Below are 15,799 nucleotides of genomic sequence, written 5' to 3'. Positions count from 1 at the left end.
CACGCCTCTACCTCGCCACGGTGGGTGACCACAGACCCCCGGGCGGTGTGCCGGCACCGCCCGGGTCCGGCTCGGCCCCCGTCGCTCCTCGGAGCGGCGGGGGCCGAGCTTCGTGCTGCCGAGGGCGTCCGGCCGGCGGCGAGCGGGTGAACAACCTGGACGGATGTTCAGTTCATGCGTCCAAGATGGCAAGATGATCGCGGCTGGACGATCGTCCAGCCGGGTTCGGGGGGACCCAGCGGCGCCCACCCCGGGCCGGACGAAGAGGTTCATCGCGTGACGACCACCCGCAGGCTGCTCGCCGCCCTCGTGATCGCCGGCTCCCTCGTCGTCCCCGCCGGCGCCGCCTCGGCCGCCGCGCTCACCGCCGCCGTCCCCGACCCTGCCGACGGCGTGCGCGTGAGCGTCGAGATCACCGAGCGCGAGGTCCCCGCGGGGCCGCGCGTCGTCGTCGTGGGCGACGGCCCGTTCGTCGTCGGCGGCGAGCTCGTGGTCCGCGGGACCGGTCTCGCGCCGCACACCACGTACGAGGTCTGGCTCGAGAGCGAGCCCGTGCTGCTCGGCACGGTCACGACCGACGCCGACGGCGCGTTCGAGCTCGTGACGACGATCCCCGCCGGGACGGCGCCGGGCGAGCACCACGTCCGCCTCACCGCGCCCGGTGTGGGCGCCGACGTCCTGTCCGAGCCGTTCGTCGTCCTGGCGGCGTCGGGCGAGCCCCACGAGCCCGGCGGCACGCCCTCCACCGGCACGGGCGGCACGACCGGTGGCGGGACGTCCGCCTCCCCGCGCCCGGGCGGCCTCGCCACGACCGGCACGGGACTCGTCGGGGTCGCCGTGCTCGCGGGGCTGGCCGTCGCGGCCGGTGCCGCGCTGCGCCGTCGGGCGTACCGGGGCCGGTCCGCCGCCTGACCGCGGCGAGGCTCACTCCTCGGTGGCCACGTCCGCCGCCTGCTCGTCGTCCCGGCGTCCGAGGTCGTCGCGCTCGTCGGCGGCGCGTTCCGCGGCGTCCATCGCGCGGTCGTCGACGACGAGCATGCCCAGCAGCGTCGCCGCCGACACCGCCGCCATGACGACGAACACGCTCCGCAGGCCGAAGAGCTCGCCGAGCAGACCGCCGGCCGCCGCGCCGAGCGGCATCGTCCCCCACGCGACGAGCCGGTAGCAGGAGTTGAGGCGACCGAGCAGCGCGTCGGGCGTGATCCGCTGCCGGAGCGAGACGGTGACGACGTTCCACACGGCGATCCCCGCCCCGCCCACGGCGTAGACGGCGCCGATGACCCACGCGTCCGTCGTCACCGCGGGGACTCCCACCAGCGCGACCGTGCTGAGCACGGTCAGCGCCAGCGAGCGTGCCCGGCCGAGGAGCGCGACGACGCGCTCCGCGACGAACGACCCGGCGAACGCGCCGACGGCGGTCGTCGTGAGCAGGACCCCGTACGCGGGCTCGGACAGCCCCAGGGGCGAGTCGGGGCCGACGGCGTAGAGCACGAAGATCGCGAACGCGGCGTTGCTCGCGAAGTTGATGCCGCCGACCATCAGGGCGAGCGTGCGCAGGATCCGGTCGTGCCACAGGAAGCGCAGGCCCTCGGCGATGTCGGCCCGCAGCGTCGTGCGGGTCGTGCGCTCGGGGCGGTACGAGCCGGGCAGGCCGACGAGCAGCCCGACGGCGAGCGCCCACAGCGCGCCCGGGAGGCCGAACGCCACCGCCGCCCCTGCGGCGACGAGCAGCCCGCCGAGCGGCGGGCCGACGAACTGGTTCGCGGTGAGCTCCGCCGCGTAGAGACGTCCGTTCGCCCGGGGGAGCGCGGTGCGCGGGACGACCTGCGGCAGGATCGACTGCGCGGCGGTGTCGTAGAGCGTCTCGGTGACGCCCACGCCGAACGCCACGACGTAGAGCACGGCGATGCTCCCGGCGTCGGGCACGAGCGCGACGGCGGCGAGCGCGACCACGAGCAGCGCGCGCGCCACGTTGGCGCCGATCATCGCGTGGCGCCGGTCGAGGCGGTCCGCGAGCGCGCCGGCCGGGAGCGCGAAGAGCAGCCACGGCAGCGTGAGGGCGAACGTCAGCCCGGCGACCAGCGCGGGCGAGTCGGTGTAGCGGACCGCGACGAGCGGCAGCGCGACCTTGAGCACGCCGTCGGCGAGGTTGGAGACCGTCGACGCGGTCCAGAGGCGCCGGAACGGCCCGCCCAGGGGCGTGTCGACCGTCCGTCGTCGGCGGGGTGCGAGGGCCATGGCGCCAGCATGGCACAGTGATCGAGAAATCCCAATCGATCGGTGGATCTCGATTCGATCGACGTACGATGGGTGCCATGAGCGCCGAGCCCACGCCGCAGGAGCCAGCAGCGACCGCGGGTGCGACGCCGCCCGGCGTGCCCGGACGGCGTCCGCCCACGGCGCTCGAGGCGAAGGCCCTCGCCCACCCCCTGCGCCAGCGCATCGTCCGGCAGTGCGGCACGCGCGAGATGACCAACAAGGAGCTCGCCGACCACCTCGGCGTCGCCCCCGGCACGGCCCTCCACCACGTCCGGCTCCTCGTCCGCGCCGGACTGCTCGAGCCCGCCGACGTGCGCACCGGTGCCGGGGGAGCGCTCGAACGCCCCTACCGCGCGACCGGTGCTACCTGGTGGCTCGACGACCCCCTGCGCGGGACGGCGCCCGACGTCCGGTTCGGACCCTTCGCCGCCGCGCTCGACGACGCCCTCGCCGCAGGCCCCGACGCCGTCTCGACGGCCGCGACCTTCGGCCTCCACCTCTCCGACGACGACGTCGCCGAGCTCGACCGGCGCATCCTCGCCGTCCTCGACGAGTACGTCGCGACCGACGACCAGCGCCTCGACCGCCCCCTCCACCGCGGGGTGTTCCTCCTGCACCGCCCGCAGCCCTGACCTGGCGCGGACGCGACCGCGCGGGCCGCAGCCCGACCCGACCCGGCGCCGCGGGGGCTCAGGGGCGGGCGGCGAAGCGCTCCAGGAGGTCGGCGTGGCCCGAGACGATGAGGAGGTCGTTGGCGCTGATACGGGTCTCGGGGGTCGCGTAGAGGAAGTCCTCGCCGGGGGACTTCACGCCGATGACGGTGACGCCGTAGCGCTCGCGGACCTTCGACTGCGTGAGCGTGAAGCCCTGGACCTCCTTGGGCGGGCGCATCTTGACGATCGTGAACCCGTCCTCGACCTCGATGTAGTCGAGCAGCTTGCCGGAGACCAGGTGCGCGACGCGCGAGCCGGCGTCGGCCTCGGGGAAGACGACGTGGTGCGCGCCGATGCGCTGGAGGATGCGCCCGTGCTCGGCGGAGATGGCCTTGGCCCAGATCTGGGGCGTGCCCATGTCGACGAGGTTGCCCGTGATGAGCACGCTCGCCTCGAGCGACGTCCCGACGCCGACGACGGCCACGGGGAAGTCGCGCGCGCCGAGCTGTTCGAGCGCGACGGGGTTGGACGCGTCGGCCTCGACGAGGGGGAGCTGACCGCTCCACTGGGCGACGAGCTCGGGGTCGCGCTCGACGGCGAGCACGTCCTGGCCGAGGCGGTCGAGCGTCGCCGCGATGGCCGTCCCGAAGCGTCCGAGACCGATGACGAGCACGCCGGCGTCCTTGCGCGGCGCCTTCGCCTCGTCGCGGCGGGAGCGCTCGGCGCGGCCCCGCTCGACGATGCGGCGCGCGACCGGGTCGGCGGGGAGGGCGTCCTTCCCGGTCGCCGCACCCCCGGTGGTGCTCGGGTCGGCGCCGTGGGAGAAGGGGTCGGTCACGGTGGGGCCTTTCGTGGTCGGGAGGGTGGGGGCGGTGCCCGACGGCGCACGGTGCGCCGGGCGGTGTCGCTCACCCGATGATGGGGCGCTCCTCGGGGTAGCGCACGATGCGACGACGGTCGCGCAGCGCGAGCGCCGCGGCGAACGTCATGGTCCCGGTGCGCCCGACGAACATGAGCGCGACGAGCACGTACTTGCCTGCGTCGGGCAGGTCGGGCGTGATGCCGGTGCTGAGGCCAACCGTCGCGAACGCGGAGATGGTCTCGAACAGGATGACGTCGAGCGTCTCGCCGGTGATCTCGAGCAGGAGCAGGCTCGACACGAGGACGGCGGTCGCGCCGACGAACGACACGGCGACTGCGAGGCGGAGCGTGTCGCGCGGGATGCGTCGCCCGAACGCCTCCATGTCCCGGTCCCCCCGCGCCTCGGAGACGATGGCGATGAGCATGACGGCGAGCGTCGTGACCTTGATGCCGCCGGCGGTCGACGCGGAGCCGCCACCCACGAACATGAGGGCGTCGGTGATGAGCCAGCTGGCCTCGTGCATGCCGCCGGTGTCGACGGTCGAGAAGCCGCCGGAGCGGGGCATGACGCCGGCGAACAGCGACGCGAGGAGCTTCTCCCCGAACGCGAGCGGGCCGAGCGTGCGCTGGTTCGTCCACTCGAACGCGGCGAAGAGGACGGTGCCGACGACGACGAGCGCCGCGCTCGTGGTGAGCGTGAGCTTGGTGTGCAGGCTCCACTTCGTCACGCGCTTGCGGTTGCGCATGACGTTGAGGATCACGGGGAACCCGAGCGAGCCGATGAACACGCCGAGGATGATCGGCAGGCACAGCATCCAGTCGCCGACGTACGGCGCGAGCCCGTGCTCGGTCGGGATGAACCCCGCGTTGTTGAACGCGGAGATGCCGTAGAAGATGCCGTGCCACGCAGCCTCGCCGAACGTCTCCTCGAGGACGATGAAGCGGGGCAGCAGGAGCAGCGCGATGAGGAGCTCGAGCGACGTCGAGGTGATGATGACGACCCGCACGAGCGACCCGACCTCGCCGAGCCGCGTCGTCTTCGTCTCGGACGCGGTGAGCAGCTTCTGCGTGAGGCCGATGCGCCGCGACACCGCCATGCCGAGGATCGACGCCAGCGTCATGACGCCGAGGCCACCGATCTTGATGCCGAGCAGGATGACGACCTGCCCGTACGTCGACCAGTACGTGCCCGTCGGGACGACGACCAGACCCGTGACGCACACCGCGGACGTCGCGGTGAACAGGGCGTCGACGAACGGGGCCGCGCGGCCGCTCGCGGTCGCCCAGGGGGCCATGAGGAGCGCGGTGAAGACCGCGATGACGGCGGCGAACACGGTGACGGCGAGGCGTGCGGGCGACTGCCGGGCGAGGCGGTCGACGATCTCCCGCCCCTTGAACAGGCGCCCGGTCATGCTCGTCGGCATGGAGCCTCCCTCACCACTCGCGTCACTCTGCCACGGGCCTGGTGACCCGTCATGTCGCCGTTCCGGCGCCGGGACATCATGCCGCCTCCGGCCCCCGCGCGCCGCACCGGGGTCCGGTGACCGGTCCGTCGGGGCGGGTGCGCGTCGCCGGGCGTTACCGTGAGCCATGCCCACGACCGACCCCACGTCGTCGCCCGCCCCCGCCGGTGCGAGCGCCGCGGCGCCCGGATCCTGCGTCGTGTGGAGCCCCGAGCTCCTCGGGTACGACTTCGGTCCCGGGCACCCCATGTCCCCGGCCCGGCTCGACCTGACGATGGGCCTGGTGCGCGCGCTGGGCCTGCTCGACGGCGACGGGGCGGCTCCAGGTGCGCCCCGCGTCGTCGGACCGGAGCCCGCGAGCGACGACGTGCTCGGCCTCGTGCACGAGCCGGCGTACGTCGCGGCCGTGCGCGCGGCGTCGGAGCACGGGACCCCCGACCCGGCCCGTGGTCTCGGCACCGAGGACGACCCGGTCTTCCCGGGGATGCACGAGGCCGCGGCCCGGATCGTCGCGGGCTCCTACGAGGCGGCGGGGGAGATCGCCGCGGGGCGCGTCGGGCACGCGGTGAACGTCGCGGGAGGCATGCACCACGCGAAGGCCGGCGCGGCGTCGGGCTTCTGCGTCTACAACGACGCGGCCGTCGCGATCCGACGCCTCCTGGACGACGGCGTCGCGCGCGTCGCGTACGTCGACCTCGACGCCCACCACGGCGACGGCGTGGAGGAGGCGTTCTGGGACGACCCGCGCGTCCTCACCGTGTCCGTCCACCAGAGCGGGACGACGCTCTTCCCCGGCACGGGGCACCCGACCGACGTCGGGGGCGCGGGCGCCGAGGGCACGGCGGTCAACGTCGGGCTCCCGCGCCGCACGGACGGCGCGCGCTGGCTGCGGGCGGTCGACGCCGTCGTGCCGCCGGTGCTGCGGGCGTTCCGGCCCGAGGTCCTCGTCACCCAGCACGGGTGCGACGCGCACGGCGAGGACCCGCTCTCCGACCTCGACGTCTCCGTGGACGCCCAGCGGACGGCGCTCGCCCAGGTGCACGACCTCGCGCACGAGCTCACCGGCGGCCGCTGGCTCGCGCTCGGCGGCGGCGGGTACGCGATCGCGCGCGTCGTGCCGCTCGTGTGGACGGCGGTCGTGGGGGAGGTCGTGCACCGGCCGGTGACGGCGGGCGAGCCGCTCCCCGAGGAGTGGCGCGCCCGTGTCGCCGAGGTCGCCGGGTTCGACGCTCCGCTCGCCTTCGGTCCGCCCGTCGACGTGCGGCGCTGGAGCAGCGGCTACGACCCGGACGACGACGTCGATCGCGCCGTCGCGGCCACGCGCCGCGCCGTCTTCCCGCTGCTCGGCCTCGACCCGCACTTCGACTGACGCGGTCGCCCCGCCCCGGTGGCGGTGGCGTCGTGCGAGCCCGCGCGGCGCGCGGCGTACCGGGGCACGAGCGCGAGCAGGTAGTCTAGGGGGCGGATTTCTCTCGTGTTGGTCGGCTCGCGGCGCCCTCGTGGTCGCCGGGGCGCCCCGATCAACCGTGGACCACACGCGGCCGGTCGACCGGTCGCCGACCGACACGCCGCTCGAGCATTGCGAGGACCGTATGGGCTCCGTCATCAAGAAGCGCCGCAAGCGCATGGCCAAGAAGAAGCACCGCAAGCTGCTTCGCAAGACGCGTCACCAGCGTCGCAACAAGAAGTGACGTCGCGCGCGTCCTGACGCGCCGACCCGTCGTCGAGCCCGGCCCCTCCCGAGGGACCGGGCTCGACGCGTCTCCGACGGTCACGCGACCAGGGCTCTACCTCGCGTGACCAGGGCTCTACCTCTGCGGACCAGGGCTCTACCTCGCGTGACGAGGGTCCACCCTGGCGGGGCGAGGGTGCCGGCTCGGGGGGAGCGGGTGGTCAGAGGCGGGCGATGCGGCGGTCGACGGCGCGGCGGACGGAGCGCAGGACGAGCGCGGCGGCCCAGGCGGCCCCGGCCCAGCTCGCGGTGCGGACGCTGCTGCGGGCGACGCGGCGGCGTCGGCCGCGGAACTCGCGGATGGGCCAGCCGACGTCCTGCGCGTGCCTGCGCAGCCGCGCGTCGGGGTTGATGGGGCAGGGGTGGCCGACCGTCTCCATCATCGTGACGTCGTTGAGCGAGTCGCCGTAGGCGTAGGACGCGTCGAGGTCGATGTCCTCGCGCTCGGCGAGGGCGCGCACCCCGGCGGCCTTGGCGCGGCCGTGCATCATGTCGCCCACGAGGCGGCCGGTGTAGAAGCCCTCCTCGTGCTCCGCGACGGTGCCGAGGGCGCCGGTCGTGCCGAGGCGGCGGGCGATGAGCTCGCCGATCTCGACCGGGGTCGCGGAGACGAGCCACACCTGGTGGCCCGCGGCGAGGTGCTCGTCGAGCAGGCGACGCGTGCCGGGGTAGATGCGCAGCGAGAGGACGGTGTCGTAGACCTCCTCGCCGATCGCGGTGACCTCCGCGACGGAGCGACCCGCGATGAGGGCGAGCGCGCGCGACCGGATGCGGTCGATCTGCTGCTTGTTCTCGCCGAACAGGAGGTAGCGCGCCTGGTGCACGGCGAAGCGCACGATGTCGAGCGTCGAGAAGAACTGCCGCTGGTACAGGGCGCGGGCGAGGTGGAACGACGACGCGCCGCGGATGATCGTGTTGTCCACGTCGAAGAACGCGGCGGTGCGGTGCGCGGGGGCCGATGGCGTGCGGCCGGCGTCGGGCGCGTCCTCGGGGGCGGTCGACCCGGGGGTCGGGACGGGGCCCGGACCGGAAGACGTCGCCATGTCCCCACTCTAGGGGGTCTCCCGCCCGGCCCGGGGCCGCGTCCTCGTACCCTGGGAGGCGTGAGCACCTCCGACGCGCCGACCCCTCCCGTCCTCCTCTACGGCCGCGCCGGGTGCCACCTGTGCGACGACGCGCGGGCCGTCGTCGAGGCGGTGTGCGCCGAGGCGGGGGTCGCGTGGGCGGAGGTGGACGTGGACGCGCCGGGCGCGGACCCGGCGCTGCGCGAGCAGTACGGCGAGTACGTGCCGGTCGTGACGGTCGGCGGCGTCCAGCAGGGGTTCTGGCGGGTGGACGCCCGCCGGCTCGCGCGCGCGGTGGGTCGGATTTCGACGGCGCGCGCGGACCTGGGATGATTCCTCCCGGTGGAGCGCGACCGTCGACGAGGACGGTCCCAGGACGACGGGGTGACGGGTGGCTGAGCAGGTAGTCGGTGAGGTGACGGCGCCGGGTATCCCGAGCGCGACGGTGGCGCGGCTCCCGTCCTACCTGCGGGCGCTGCGCGACCTGGTGGCGCGGGGCGTCGCGACGACGTCGTCGGTCGAGCTCGCCGAGCTCTCCGGCGTCGGTCCGGCGCAGCTCCGCAAGGACCTGTCGTTCCTGGGCTCGTTCGGCACGCGCGGCGTGGGCTACGACGTCGACTCGCTCGCGCAGTACATCACCGAGGCGCTGGGGCTCGTGGACGAGCACCGCATCGCGATCGTCGGGATCGGCAACCTGGGGCACGCGCTCGCGAACTACTCGGGGTACGAGCAGCGGGGCTTCCACGTCGCGGCGCTCCTCGACGCGTCGCCGGAGGTCGTGGGCACGCGGGCCGCGGGCCTCGTCGTCGAGCACGTCGACGCGCTGGAGGAGGTCGTGGCGCGGGAGAAGGTGTCGATCGTGGTCCTCGCGACGCCGGCGGCGCACGCGCAGTCCGTCGCGGACCGGGTCGTCGCGGCGGGCGTGCGGGAGATCCTCAACTTCGCGCCGCGCGCGCTCCAGGTGCCCGCGGACGTCGACGTGCGCGGCGTGGACGTCGGCAGCGAGCTGCAGATCCTCGCGTTCCACTCCCAGGCTCGCGCGCTCGCCGAGGCCCAGGACCGCTGAACGACGAGGGGCCGCGTGCTCGCGCACGCGGCCCCTCGGGGCGGCACCCCTGCCGGTGGGTGCAGTGCTCCGGGAAGGGTCCCGAGGAAGGGGGCCCCGGGAAGGGGGTCCCGGGAGTCGGTCGTCAGGCCTGCTTGATGGCCGAGACGTCGAGGGCGATCTTGATCTTGTCGCCCACGAGCACGCCGCCGGTCTCGAGCGCCGCGTTCCAGGTCAGGCCGAACTCCTTGCGGGAGATCTCCGTGGTCGCCTCGAACCCGGCGCGCGCGTTGCCGAACGGGTCGGTCGCGGTGCCCGCGAACTCGGTCTCGAGCTCGACCGGCTTGGTGACGCCGTTGATGGTCAGGTCGCCCGCCACGACGAAGTCGTCGCCGTCGCCGGAGATGCTGGTCGACGCGAAGGTCCACGTCGGCTTGTTCTCGGCGTCCCAGAAGTCCGCGCTGCGCAGGTGGTTGTCGCGGTTCGCGTCGCCCGTGCTCACGGACGCGGCGTCGAGCTCGGCGGTCACGGAGGTCGACTCGAGGTCGTCGCCCACGGTGATGGTGCCGGCCGTGATGGCGAGCGTGCCGCGCACCTTGGAGATGCCGGCGTGGCGGACCGTGAAGGCCGCCTGCGAGTGGGACGAGTCGAGGGCGTAGGTACCAGCGTTGAGCCCGGCGGGCAGCGGCGTGGCCATGGGTGCTCCTGAAGGGGTCGAGGGTCCCGGGGGACCGAACTTGGTTGAAGGTTCAACTTCGTACGAGCGTATCAACCGCAGGGGGTGATCCGTCTATTCCCGGTGAGGTGGAACAATGTTCGGCGAGGTTCCACCCCTGAACCCGCCCCCGTCCGCCAGCGCCCGAGGACCCATGACCAGTAACGACGTCGACCACCAGCTGACGACGACCGCCCGCGGGACCACCGCGGGCGCGAGCGAGGAGCCGCGCTGGCTCGACGCCGAGCAGCAGCGCCTGTGGCGCGCCTACCTCGACGGGACCGTGCGCTTCATCGAGTCGCTGGGGCGCGACCACGAGGAGCGGTCGGACGTGTCGCTCAACGAGTACGAGCTGCTGGTGCGGCTCTCGGAGAGCCCGGACCACACGCTGCGGATGTCCGCCCTCGCCGACGGGCTCGCCCGGTCCCGCAGCCGCGTGACCCACACCGTGGCGCGCATGGAGGCGCGCGGCCTGGTCCGGCGCTCGGCGAGCACGGGCGACCGCCGCGGGGTCAACTGCGAGATGACGACCGAGGGCTACCGCGTCCTCGTGGCGTCGGCGCCCGCGCACGTGGCCGCCGTCCGCCGGTTCATGGTCGACGTGCTCACGCCGGAGCAGTTCCGGGCGCTCGGCGAGGCGATGGCGGCCGTCGCCGAGGCGTGCAAGGCCGACCGCGACTCCTGACCCGGGTCGCTCCGGGAGCCGCCGCCCCGCAGGTGCCGGTCAGGGCCGGGAGTGCGGGACACTGGTGCGCATGGTCTCCACCATCGTCCACCTCCTGCGCCACGGCGAGGTCCACAACCCCGACGGCGTCCTGTACGGCCGCATCCCCGGCTACCACCTCTCCGAGCGGGGCCACGAGATGGCCCGCCGCGTCGCCGCGCACCTCGCGGGCGAGCCCGGGCCCGACGGCGCGTCGCGCCCGCGCGCGGACCTCGCCGTCGTCGTCGCGTCGCCGCTCCAGCGCGCCCAGGAGACGGCCACGCCCGCCGCCGAGGCGTTCGGGCTCGAGCTCGGCACCGACGACCGGCTCATCGAGGCCGCGAACCACTTCGAGGGCATGACCTTCGGCGTCGGGGACGGGTCGCTGCGCCACCCGCAGCACTGGCGCTTCCTGTGGAACCCGTTCCGTCCGTCGTGGGGCGAGCCGTACACCGAGCAGGTCGCGCGCATGCGCGCCGCGGTCGCCGACGCCCGGGACAAGGCCGCGGGCCACGAGGCCCTCCTCGTGAGCCACCAGCTCCCCGTGTGGCTCACGCGCCTGAGCTTCGAGAACCGCCGCCTGTGGCACGACCCGCGCAAGCGGCAGTGCTCGCTCGCGTCGCTCACGTCGCTGCACTTCGAGGACGACCGCCTCGTCGGCCTGCACTACTCCGAGCCGGTCGCCGACCTCCTCCCGGGCGCCGCGACCGTCGCGGGGGCGTGACGTCGGTCATGTCCCGCCCCGTCGGCGCCGTCCGGACGCCCGAACCGTCCCGTTCGGGAGTGGCGGAGGTCACGTCTCCCAGGTGGCGTCCAGGATCCCCGGGCAGGGTGCCTCCCGTGATGCCGCTGTGACCGCCAGCTCGCGCGCGCGTGCCGCGCGCGCCCTCCCGCCCCTCCGCCGCGCGCTCACGGCGGGCGTCGTGCTCGCCGCGACGCTCGGCCTCGCGGCCTGCGCCCAGGAGTCCGGGGCGACGACCGACGTCGTCGGGCAGGGCTACGTCTCCGGCGACGGCTCGGTCCGCACCTGGGACGCGGGCGAGCGGGGCGACGTCGTCGCCCTCACCGGCACCGACTACGAGGGCGAGCCGGTCGACACGAGCGCCTGGCTGGGCGACGTCGTCGTGCTCAACACCTGGTACGCGGCGTGCGCGCCGTGCCGGGCGGAGGCGCCCGACCTCGTGGCCCTGGCGAACGACCGCGCCGACGACGGCGTGCAGGTGCTCGGCATCAACACGACCGACGAGGCGGGCGCCGCGCAGGCGTTCCAGCGCCGGTTCGAGGTGCCGTACCCGTCGATCGACGACCGCAGCGGGGAGGTCGTCGCGGCGCTCTCCGGCACCGTCCCGCTCCAGGCCGTGCCGTCGACGGTCGTGCTCGACCGCGACGGCCGCGTCGCGGCGCGCGTCATCGGGCTCGCCGAGGGCTCGACCCTGAACGCGCTCGTCGACGACGTGCTCGCCGAGGACGAGGCGGCCGGCTGACCGTGGTCACCCTCGCCTCCCTCGCCGCCACCGTCCCGGCCGCCGCGCTCCCCGCCGCCGCCGCGACGAGCGTCGGCGACACGTTCGCCGCGACGGTCTGGAGCGGTTCCATGCTCCTCGCGGTCCCGGTGGCGATCCTGGCGGGGCTGGTCTCCTTCGCGTCGCCGTGCGTGCTGCCGCTCGTGCCCGGGTACGTCGGCTACGTCTCCGGCATGGCCGCGGCGAACGCCGGGAGCGGGCGCGGCGCGTCCGGGGGCACGGCGACGGCCACCCGGGTCGCCGCGCCGAGCCGCGGGCGCGTGCTCGCTGGCGTCGGGCTCTTCGTCGCCGGGTTCACCCTGGTCTTCGTCGCGCTCATGGTCGCGGCCGGCGCGATCGGTGTGCACCTGGTCCGCTGGGAGGACGTCATCACGCGCGTCCTCGGCGTGGTCGTCATCCTCATGGGGCTCGCCTTCATGGGCGCGGTCCCGTTCCTCCAGCGCGAGCGGCGCCTGCACCTGAGCCCCCAGGCCGGGCTGTGGGGAGCACCGCTGCTCGGCATCGTGTTCGGGCTCGGCTGGACGCCGTGCCTCGGTCCGACGCTCGTCGCCGTGCAGTCGCTGTCGCTGAACGAGGCCTCCGCGGGGCGCGGTGCGATCCTCGGGGTCGCCTACTGCCTCGGGCTCGGCGTGCCGTTCCTGCTCATCGCGCTCGGGCTCCAGAGCTCGCAGCGCATGCTCGGCTTCCTGCGGCGGCACCGCCTCGCGATCATGCGGATCGGCGGCGGGCTGCTCGTGCTCATCGGCCTCGCGCTGGTCACGGGCCTGTGGACGACGTGGACGTCGACCATGCAGGGCTGGATCGACGGCTACGTGACGGTGGTGTGAGATGACCGAGCGGACCACCGGCCAGGCCGAGCGATCAGACGAGCGTCCGACGACGCCGACGGGCTACCGCCCCGAGGGCATCGACGACGCGTTCTCCGCGGGCGACGGCCCGGGTGACCGGACGCCGTCGGGTGGCGGGGGCGGCGCGGGAGGCGACGGCGGCCCGGCGCTCCCGAGGCTCGGGTGGCGCGGCACGCTGCGCTGGACGTGGCGCCAGCTCACGAGCATGCGCGTCGCGCTCATGCTCCTCATGCTGCTCGCGGTCGCGGCGGTGCCGGGCTCCGTCCTGCCGCAGCGCCCCCAGGACCCGGCGGCCGTCCTGCGGTACCTCCAGGAGAACCCGACGACGGGGGAGTGGCTCGACCGGCTCGGGTTCTTCGACGTCTACGCGTCGGTGTGGTTCTCGGCCATCTACATCCTGCTGTTCGTCTCGCTCGTCGGCTGCATCCTGCCGCGCACCAGGGCGCACTGGCAGGCGCTGCGCACACGCCCCCCGCGCACGCCGCGGCGCTTCGACCGCTTCCCCGCGCAGGCGCGCGCCGTCACCGACGCGTCGCCGGACGACGTCGTCGCGGCCGCGAGCACCCACCTGCGTGGCCCGCTGCGCCTGCTGCCCACGTTCCGCGTCGACACGGGTGCCGAGGAGGCCGCCCCGGCGCGGGGTCGCGCCGCCGCGCGTCCCGCGGCGCGCACGGTGTCCGCGGAGCGCGGCTACGTCCGCGAGACGGGCAACCTGCTCTTCCACCTCTCGCTCGTCGGCCTCCTGGTCGCCGTCGCGACCGGCCAGCTCCTGCACTACCGCGGCCAGGCGATCGTCACCGAGGGACGCGGGTTCGCGAACGCGGTCGTCGACTACGACACGTTCGAGAACGGCGCGTGGTTCCGGCCGTCGTCGCTCGTCCCGTTCTCGATGACCCTCGACGCGTTCGAGTCGGAGTTCGCCCAGGACTCCGTCGCGTTCGCGCAGTCGCGCGACTTCACCGCGACGGTCACCGTGCGCGACCCCGACGGCGAGTCCCACGAGGAGACCATCAAGGTCAACCACCCGCTCACCGCGGGCGGCGCCAAGATCTACCTCCAGGGCAACGGGTTCGCGCCCGAGGTCACGGTGCACGACGCCGACGGCGAGGTCGCGTTCTCCGGCCGCGTGCCGTTCCTGCCCGAGGACACGATGTACACCTCGCGCGGCGTCATCAAGGTGCCCGACGTGTCGTCCGGCCTCGACCAGGTCGGGCTCGTCGGGTACTTCCTGCCGACGGCCCAGCTCAGCGAGGACGGCAAGACCGCCGAGTCGGTGTACCCGCAGCCGATCAACCCGCTGCTCGTGCTCGAGGTCTACCGGGGCGACCTCGGCCTCGACGAGGGCCTGCCGCAGAACGTCTACCGCCTCGACACGGACGACCTCACGCCGTCGGTCGACGAGGACGGCGAGCGCGTGAAGCTGCTCGTCGCCCCGGGCGAGACGGTCGACCTGCCCGACGGCCTCGGCACGATCACGTTCGACTCGCTGCCGCGCTACGTCGCCCTCGACCTGCGGCACGACCCGTCGCTCACGTGGGTGCTCGTGTTCTCGCTCGGCGCGCTCGCGGGCCTCGCCGTCTCGCTGTTCACCCCGCGCCGCCGCGTGTGGGTGCGCGCCTGGCGCGAGGAGGTTCCCGGCGCGGGCGACGACGCCCCGCGCAGGCGCACCGTCGTCGCCGTCGCAGGCCTCGCTCGCGGGGACGACGCGGGGCTCCAGGGCGAGGTGGACTCGCTTCTCGCCGCGCTCCCGGGCGTGGCACCATCGGGTGAGGGTGACCTCACCTCGTCGCCGGGACGCGCACCGGCCGACCGCACCCGCTCCACCGCGCGTCCCGCACAGGACCCGACCGCGCGACCGCGCACGAAAGGCTGACCGATGACCGTAGCCGAGCTGAGCCAGGACCTCGTCTGGGCCGCGGCGACCGCGCTGACCGTGGCGCTCGTGGCGTTCGCGATCGACCTCGCGCGCCTCGCCGGACGCGTGGACGCCGAGCAGACGACCGTGCGCGCCGGCGAGCGGGCCGACGCCCGGGTGCAGGACGCCGACCGTGCCGAGGTGCTCGCGGGCGCGGGCGCGTCGTCCGCCTCGCCGTACGGCCCGGACGCGTCCGGCACCGCCGACGACGCGTCGGCCGACGCGGTCGCGGCTCCCGCGCCGTCGCGCAAGGCGGCGAACATCGGGATCTCGCTGACGTGGCTCGGGACGGCGCTGCTGCTCGTCGCGATCGTCACGCGCGGGATCGCCGCCGGTCGCACGCCGTGGGCCAACATGTACGAGTTCACGCTCGTCGGCGCGTTCGTCGCGCTCGCGGTGTTCCTGGCCGTGTCGGTCAAGCGGGACGTGCGCTTCCTCGGGTCGTTCGTCACCGGCCTCGCGGTGCTCTTCCTCGTGCTCGCGCAGAACGCGTTCTTCGTCGCCGCGACCGGCGTGCAGCCCGCGCTCCAGTCCTACTGGCTGGTGATCCACGTCGGCGTCGCGATCATCGCGACGGGCATCTTCACCGTCGCGTTCGTCACGTCGGTGCTCCAGCTGCTGCGCGACTCGCGCGACGCCGGGAACGCGTTCCTCGGCGCCCGGGGCTGGCGCTGGCTCGACTCGACGCCCGGCCCGCTGCAGCTCGAGGCGCTGAGCTTCCGCCTCAACGCGGTGGCGTTCGTGCTGTGGACGTTCACCATCATCGGCGGCGCGATCTGGGCCGAGCACGCCTGGGGCCGGTACTGGGGCTGGGACCCCAAGGAGGTCTGGAGCTTCGTCGTCTGGATCGTGTACGCGGCGTACCTGCACGCACGCACGACCCGCGGCTGGTCCGGGCGCCGGGCGGCGTACTTCGTGATCGTCGGCTACGCGTGCGTGCTCTTCAACTTCACCGGCGTGAACCTGCTGTTCAACGGCAAGCACTCGTACTCGGGCCTCAACCCGAGCGACTGACCCG

General features: G+C 74.4%; 17 protein-coding genes. 12 read left to right on the top strand and 5 right to left on the bottom strand.

Translation table 11 applies throughout. The annotated features are described in order from the left end of the window. Positions 1–276: 276 nt before the first annotated feature. On the top strand, positions 277–912 hold the full coding sequence (locus tag ACFC2L_RS00870) for a hypothetical protein (protein ID WP_375822353.1): 636 nt from the start codon (positions 277–279) through the stop codon (positions 910–912). 12 nt (positions 913–924) lie between these two features. Here ACFC2L_RS00870 and ACFC2L_RS00865 read toward each other — a convergent pair whose 3' ends face one another. Continuing rightward, a complete protein-coding gene (locus tag ACFC2L_RS00865; RefSeq protein ID WP_375822352.1) occupies positions 925–2,238 on the bottom strand; it encodes an MFS transporter in 1,314 nt (437 codons plus the stop codon). Positions 2,239–2,315: 77 nt separating this feature from the next. On the opposite strand from ACFC2L_RS00865, the gene ACFC2L_RS00860 reads away from it, so the two are divergent. Beyond that, positions 2,316–2,891, top strand: a complete 576-nt coding sequence (locus ACFC2L_RS00860) for an ArsR/SmtB family transcription factor (protein WP_375822351.1) — start codon at positions 2,316–2,318, stop codon at positions 2,889–2,891. Positions 2,892–2,949: 58 nt separating this feature from the next. Here the strand turns inward: ACFC2L_RS00860 and ACFC2L_RS00855 are convergent, their stop codons facing one another. Together ACFC2L_RS00855 and ACFC2L_RS00850 are read right to left on the bottom strand one after the other, a co-directional pair. After that, complete coding sequence (locus tag ACFC2L_RS00855; RefSeq protein WP_087472801.1) at positions 2,950–3,654, bottom strand: TrkA family potassium uptake protein; 705 nt, start codon at positions 3,652–3,654, stop codon at positions 2,950–2,952. A gap of 166 nt (positions 3,655–3,820) precedes the next feature. Beyond that, positions 3,821–5,197: a TrkH family potassium uptake protein gene (locus ACFC2L_RS00850; RefSeq protein ID WP_375822350.1), complete on the bottom strand. Its 1,377-nt coding sequence runs from the start codon at positions 5,195–5,197 to the stop codon at positions 3,821–3,823. A gap of 166 nt (positions 5,198–5,363) precedes the next feature. On the opposite strand from ACFC2L_RS00850, the gene ACFC2L_RS00845 reads away from it, so the two are divergent. Beyond that, positions 5,364–6,605 carry an acetoin utilization protein AcuC gene (locus ACFC2L_RS00845; RefSeq protein WP_375822349.1) on the top strand — a complete coding sequence of 414 codons (1,242 nt, stop codon included), beginning with the start codon at positions 5,364–5,366 and terminating at the stop codon, positions 6,603–6,605. A gap of 223 nt (positions 6,606–6,828) precedes the next feature. Further along, a complete protein-coding gene (locus tag ACFC2L_RS00840) occupies positions 6,829–6,927 on the top strand; it encodes a 30S ribosomal protein bS22 (protein ID WP_003792170.1) in 99 nt (32 codons plus the stop codon). Between the two features lie 202 nt (positions 6,928–7,129). Here the strand turns inward: ACFC2L_RS00840 and ACFC2L_RS00835 are convergent, their stop codons facing one another. Then, positions 7,130–8,011, bottom strand: a complete 882-nt coding sequence (locus tag ACFC2L_RS00835) for an HAD family hydrolase (RefSeq protein WP_375822348.1) — start codon at positions 8,009–8,011, stop codon at positions 7,130–7,132. A gap of 60 nt (positions 8,012–8,071) precedes the next feature. On the opposite strand from ACFC2L_RS00835, the gene ACFC2L_RS00830 reads away from it, so the two are divergent. After that, complete coding sequence (locus ACFC2L_RS00830; protein WP_375822347.1) at positions 8,072–8,365, top strand: glutaredoxin family protein; 294 nt, start codon at positions 8,072–8,074, stop codon at positions 8,363–8,365. 58 nt (positions 8,366–8,423) lie between these two features. After that, a complete protein-coding gene (locus ACFC2L_RS00825) occupies positions 8,424–9,098 on the top strand; it encodes a redox-sensing transcriptional repressor Rex (protein ID WP_253055047.1) in 675 nt (224 codons plus the stop codon). 124 nt (positions 9,099–9,222) lie between these two features. On the opposite strand, the gene ACFC2L_RS00820 is transcribed toward ACFC2L_RS00825, so the two are convergent. Continuing rightward, a complete protein-coding gene (locus ACFC2L_RS00820; protein WP_253055048.1) occupies positions 9,223–9,774 on the bottom strand; it encodes a YceI family protein in 552 nt (183 codons plus the stop codon). Positions 9,775–9,946: 172 nt separating this feature from the next. Here ACFC2L_RS00820 and ACFC2L_RS00815 point away from each other — a divergent pair, with 172 nt between their 5' ends. From ACFC2L_RS00815 to ccsB, 6 genes are all read left to right on the top strand, one after another. Further along, positions 9,947–10,477 carry a MarR family winged helix-turn-helix transcriptional regulator gene (locus tag ACFC2L_RS00815; RefSeq protein WP_375822346.1) on the top strand — a complete coding sequence of 177 codons (531 nt, stop codon included), beginning with the start codon at positions 9,947–9,949 and terminating at the stop codon, positions 10,475–10,477. A 70-nt stretch (positions 10,478–10,547) separates the two neighbouring features. Beyond that, entirely contained in the window at positions 10,548–11,219 is a 672-nt protein-coding gene (locus ACFC2L_RS00810; RefSeq protein WP_253055050.1) for a histidine phosphatase family protein, read from the top strand. Between the two features lie 127 nt (positions 11,220–11,346). Continuing rightward, complete coding sequence (locus tag ACFC2L_RS00805; RefSeq protein WP_375822345.1) at positions 11,347–11,979, top strand: TlpA family protein disulfide reductase; 633 nt, start codon at positions 11,347–11,349, stop codon at positions 11,977–11,979. A 110-nt stretch (positions 11,980–12,089) separates the two neighbouring features. Continuing rightward, a complete protein-coding gene (locus tag ACFC2L_RS00800; RefSeq protein ID WP_375822746.1) occupies positions 12,090–12,845 on the top strand; it encodes a cytochrome c biogenesis CcdA family protein in 756 nt (251 codons plus the stop codon). A 1-nt stretch (position 12,846) separates the two neighbouring features. Further along, entirely contained in the window at positions 12,847–14,739 is a 1,893-nt protein-coding gene (locus ACFC2L_RS00795; RefSeq protein ID WP_375822344.1) for a cytochrome c biogenesis protein ResB, read from the top strand. A 3-nt stretch (positions 14,740–14,742) separates the two neighbouring features. Further along, positions 14,743–15,795 (top strand): c-type cytochrome biogenesis protein CcsB, encoded by a 1,053-nt coding sequence (ccsB, locus tag ACFC2L_RS00790; RefSeq protein WP_375822343.1) that lies wholly within the window; start codon positions 14,743–14,745, stop codon positions 15,793–15,795. Positions 15,796–15,799 lie beyond the last annotated feature (4 nt).

This window comes from Cellulosimicrobium sp. NPDC055967 (genome assembly GCF_042269845.1).
GTDB lineage: Bacteria > Actinomycetota > Actinomycetes > Actinomycetales > Cellulomonadaceae > Cellulosimicrobium.
This window is presented reverse-complemented; position numbering and strand designations above follow the sequence as displayed.

Excerpts from the sequence above, each read along its gene's own strand:
- ACFC2L_RS00865 (WP_375822352.1), bottom strand. The coding sequence starts at position 2,238 with ATGGCCCTCGCACCCCGCCGACGACGGACGGTCGACACGCCCCTGGGC.
- ACFC2L_RS00860 (WP_375822351.1), top strand. The coding sequence starts at position 2,316 with ATGAGCGCCGAGCCCACGCCGCAGGAGCCAGCAGCGACCGCGGGTGCG.
- ACFC2L_RS00850 (WP_375822350.1), bottom strand. The coding sequence starts at position 5,197 with ATGCCGACGAGCATGACCGGGCGCCTGTTCAAGGGGCGGGAGATCGTC.
- ACFC2L_RS00845 (WP_375822349.1), top strand. The coding sequence starts at position 5,364 with ATGCCCACGACCGACCCCACGTCGTCGCCCGCCCCCGCCGGTGCGAGC.
- ACFC2L_RS00840 (WP_003792170.1), top strand. The coding sequence starts at position 6,829 with ATGGGCTCCGTCATCAAGAAGCGCCGCAAGCGCATGGCCAAGAAGAAG.
- ACFC2L_RS00835 (WP_375822348.1), bottom strand. The coding sequence starts at position 8,011 with ATGGCGACGTCTTCCGGTCCGGGCCCCGTCCCGACCCCCGGGTCGACC.
- ACFC2L_RS00820 (WP_253055048.1), bottom strand. The coding sequence starts at position 9,774 with ATGGCCACGCCGCTGCCCGCCGGGCTCAACGCTGGTACCTACGCCCTC.
- ACFC2L_RS00815 (WP_375822346.1), top strand. The coding sequence starts at position 9,947 with ATGACCAGTAACGACGTCGACCACCAGCTGACGACGACCGCCCGCGGG.
- ACFC2L_RS00810 (WP_253055050.1), top strand. The coding sequence starts at position 10,548 with ATGGTCTCCACCATCGTCCACCTCCTGCGCCACGGCGAGGTCCACAAC.
- ACFC2L_RS00800 (WP_375822746.1), top strand. The coding sequence starts at position 12,090 with ATGCTCCTCGCGGTCCCGGTGGCGATCCTGGCGGGGCTGGTCTCCTTC.
- ACFC2L_RS00795 (WP_375822344.1), top strand. The coding sequence starts at position 12,847 with ATGACCGAGCGGACCACCGGCCAGGCCGAGCGATCAGACGAGCGTCCG.
- ccsB (WP_375822343.1), top strand. The coding sequence starts at position 14,743 with ATGACCGTAGCCGAGCTGAGCCAGGACCTCGTCTGGGCCGCGGCGACC.